At 67.4% G+C, this 3,517-nt stretch carries 2 protein-coding genes; both read left to right on the top strand.

Annotation, left to right across the window (positions count from 1 at the left end; all coding sequences use genetic code 11):
• On the top strand, nt 1-3,139 hold a 3,139-nt coding region (locus tag VFZ66_02720), incomplete at its 5' end, for an amino acid adenylation domain-containing protein (protein ID HEX6288070.1).
• Nucleotides 3,136-3,517: condensation domain-containing protein (locus VFZ66_02715; protein HEX6288069.1), on the top strand; the 382-nt coding region annotated here is incomplete at its 3' end. The genes VFZ66_02720 and VFZ66_02715, both read left to right, overlap by 4 nt.

The raw sequence follows: 3,517 nt of genomic DNA, 5'->3' as shown, positions 1-3,517 counted from the left end.
GCCGCTGGTGGACCTGCACCCAGAGGGTACCCGCCTGCCCGCCGAGACGCGCCTGGCCGAGGCGCGGCGGCTGGCGCAGGCCGAGGCGCGGCAGCCCTTCGATCTCGCGCGCGGCCCGCTGCTGCGCGCCCGCCTGCTGCGTCTCGCCCCGACCGAGCATGTGCTGCTGCTGACCATGCATCATATTGTCACCGATGGCTGGTCGATGGGCGTGCTGTTCGACGAGCTGGCGACGGGCTATGCGGCGGCGCGCAGCGGGGAGCGGGCGGAGCTGCCCGATCTGCCGATTCAGTACGCCGACTTTGCCGCCTGGCAGCGCCAGTGGTTGCAGGACGACGCGCTTCAAGCGCAGCTCGGCTACTGGCGGGAGCAGCTCACTGGAGCGCCGCCCGTGCTTGAGCTGCCCACCGATCGCCCGCGTCCCGCGATCCAGACATCCAGCGGCGCGCTCCAGTCGCATGTGCTGCCGCGCGATCTAGCGGATGCACTGGCCGCGCTCAGCAGGCGCGAGGGTACGACGCTGTTCATGACGCTGCTGGCGGCGTTCGACGTGCTGCTGCATCGCTACAGCGGCCACGATGACATCGTCGTCGGATCGCCAATCGCCGGGCGGACGCGGGCCGAGACGGAGCGGCTGATCGGCTGCTTCGTCAACACGCTCGCGCTGCGCACCGATCTGTCGGGCCATCCAACGTTCCGCGCGCTGCTCCATCGCGTGCGCGAGGTCTGTCTCCAGGCATATGCCCATCAAGAGCTGCCCTTCGAGAGGCTGGTCGAGGAGCTTCAGCCCGATCGCCATCCCAGCCACACGCCGATCTTCCAGGTGCTATTCATCCTTCAGAACGAGCGGTACGCGCCGCGCGATCTGCCGGGCCTGCGGCTGCGGATGATCACCGAAGACACCGGCGCGGCGGCGTTCGACCTGGCGATCTCACTGGAAGAGCAGCCCGATGGACTCAGCGCAGTCGTGCAGTACAACACCAATCTTTTCGACGCGCCGACAATCGCCCGCCTGCTCGATCACTTTCACACGCTGCTGGCGGGCATCGTCGCCGATCCCGATCTACCTATCGCCAGGCTGCCGCTGCTGAGCGAGGCCGAGCGCCAGCAGATGCTCTACGACTGGAACGCCACCGCCGCGCCCTATTCGCGGGAGCGCTGCATCCATGAGCTGATCGCCGAGTGTGCCATGCGCACACCCGAAGCAGTGGCGGTCGAGTGCGGCGACCAGCGGCTGACCTATCAGGAGCTTGAGCGGCGCTCGAACCAGCTTGCGCATCACCTGCGCGCGCTGGGCGTCGGCGGGTGCCCTCAGGGCGAGACGCCGGTCGCGCTGTGCCTCCCGCGCTCGCTCGACATGGCCGTCGCGCTGCTAGGCACGCTCAAAGCGGGCGGCTGCTATCTGCCGCTCGATCCGAGCTACCCCGCCGAGCGCCTGCGCTTCATGCTCGCCGACTCACAGGCAGCCGTGCTGGTGACACATCGCTCGCTCGCCGCGACGCTGTACGCGGAGAACACCCACAGCGCGCGGCTGGTCTGCCTCGACGCGGATCAGGCAGCGATCAGCCAGGAGCCAGACACGCCAGTCGATGCGGCGATCTTCGCGGAGCATCCGGCCTACCTGATCTACACGTCGGGATCAACCGGGCGACCCAAGGGCGTGCAGATCCCGCACCGCGCGATCGTGGCGCGCAGCCGCGCCGCCGTCGAGCACTATGCCCTGCAACCAGCCGATCGGGTGCTTCAGTTTGCCGCGCTCAGCTTCGATGTCGCCGCCGAGGAGATCTTCCCCACCTGGCTCTGCGGCGCGACCCTCGTCTTCTGGCCGCAGCCGAGCCTTGCCGCTCCGCACGAGCTCCAGCAGTTCGTCGCCCAGGCGCGGCTCACGGTGCTCAACCTGCCCACGCCCTACTGGCACGCCTGGATCGACGAGCTGACGCGCACCCCGGAGCTGCTGCCGCACCTAGAGGGTACCCGGCTGCGGCTGGTCGTCGTCGGCAGCGATCAGACCGCGCCGGAGTGGCTGGCCCGCTGGCGGCAGCTTGTCGGGCCGAGCGTTGGCTGGTACAACGCCTACGGCCCCACCGAGGCGACGATCACCAGCACGCTCTACAGCGCCGACGACGACAGCTATCTCACTCGCGGCTGCGTGCCGATCGGACGCCCGATCGCCAACACGCAGCTCTATGTATTGGACCGCCTCATGCAGCCGGTGCCGATCGGCGTGGTCGGCGAGCTCCACATCGGCGGCATCGGCCTGGCGCGCGGCTACCTTGGCCGCCCCGATGCGACCGCCGAGCGCTTCATTCCCGATCCCTTCGCTCGTGAGCATGGGTCGCGGCTCTACCGCACGGGCGACCTGGCGCGCTACCGCAGCGACGGCAACATCGAGTTTCTGGGCCGCATCGACCAGCAGGTGAAAATTCGTGGCTTCCGCATCGAGCTCGGCGAGATCGAGGCCGTGCTGCGCCAGCATCCCGCCGTGCGCGAGGCGGTGGTCGTCGCGTGCGAGGAGCGCGGCGAGAAGCGGCTGGTGGCGTACGTTGTAGAACAACAGAACAAAGAACAACGGAACAAAGAAGCGTCTGACTCTTGTTCTTTGTTCTCTGTTCTTTGTTCTCCTCAGGAACTCCGTGAGTTCCTGAGGCAGCGCCTACCAGAGTACATGGTGCCGAGCGTGTTTATGGTGCTCGACGCGCTGCCGCTGACCGCGAGCGGCAAGATCGATCGCAAGGCATTACCCGCCCCCGACCTCGCACGTCTCGATCGCGACACGGCGTTTGTGCCGCCGCGCAATGCGGTCGAGCAGGTGCTGGCCGACATCTGGGCCGACACGCTGGATCTTGAGCAGGTGGGCGTGCATGACAACTTCTTCGCGTCGGGTGGGCACTCGCTGCTGGCAGCGCAGGTCATCGCCCAGGTGCGCGAGGATTTCCAGGTCGATCTGCCGCTGCGCTGCATGTTCGAGACGCCGACGGTCGCCGGATTGGCCGAGACGCTGCTGCGCGATCCTGACCACGGAGCCAGCGTCGAGAAGATCGCCCGCTTGCTGGTGGAGCTTGCGGATCTTTCGGAGGAAGAAGTGGACATCATGCTTGACGCAGAATCGGTAGTTACTGACGAGGACCACGCCAGATGAGCCGTCCAACGAAACGCACCAACGATCTTTCCGCAAAAAAGCGCGCGCTGCTTCAGGCGCTCATGCAAAAAGAGGGCATCGCCGCGCGCCCTGAGCCGACGATCCCACGCCGCAGCGCGGCTGAGCCGATCCCGCTCTCGTTCGCACAGCAGCGGCTCTGGTTCCTCGATCGCTTCGACGCCGGAGCCAGCGCATACACGATCCTTTCCGCCGTGAAGCTCAGCGGCCTGCTGGATCTCGCGGCGCTCCACGGGAGCCTGAAGACGATCGTGGAGCGCCACGCGGTGCTGCGCACCACGTTTGTCGAGCACGCGGGACCGCCCGTACAGGTGATCGCGCCGACGTTGGAGCTGCCCCTGCCGCTGGTGGACCTGCACC

Source organism: Herpetosiphonaceae bacterium (assembly GCA_036374795.1).
Lineage (GTDB): Bacteria > Chloroflexota > Chloroflexia > Chloroflexales > Kallotenuaceae > LB3-1.
Note: the sequence above shows the minus strand (reverse complement) of the source record. Positions and strands in the feature narration are given on the sequence as shown.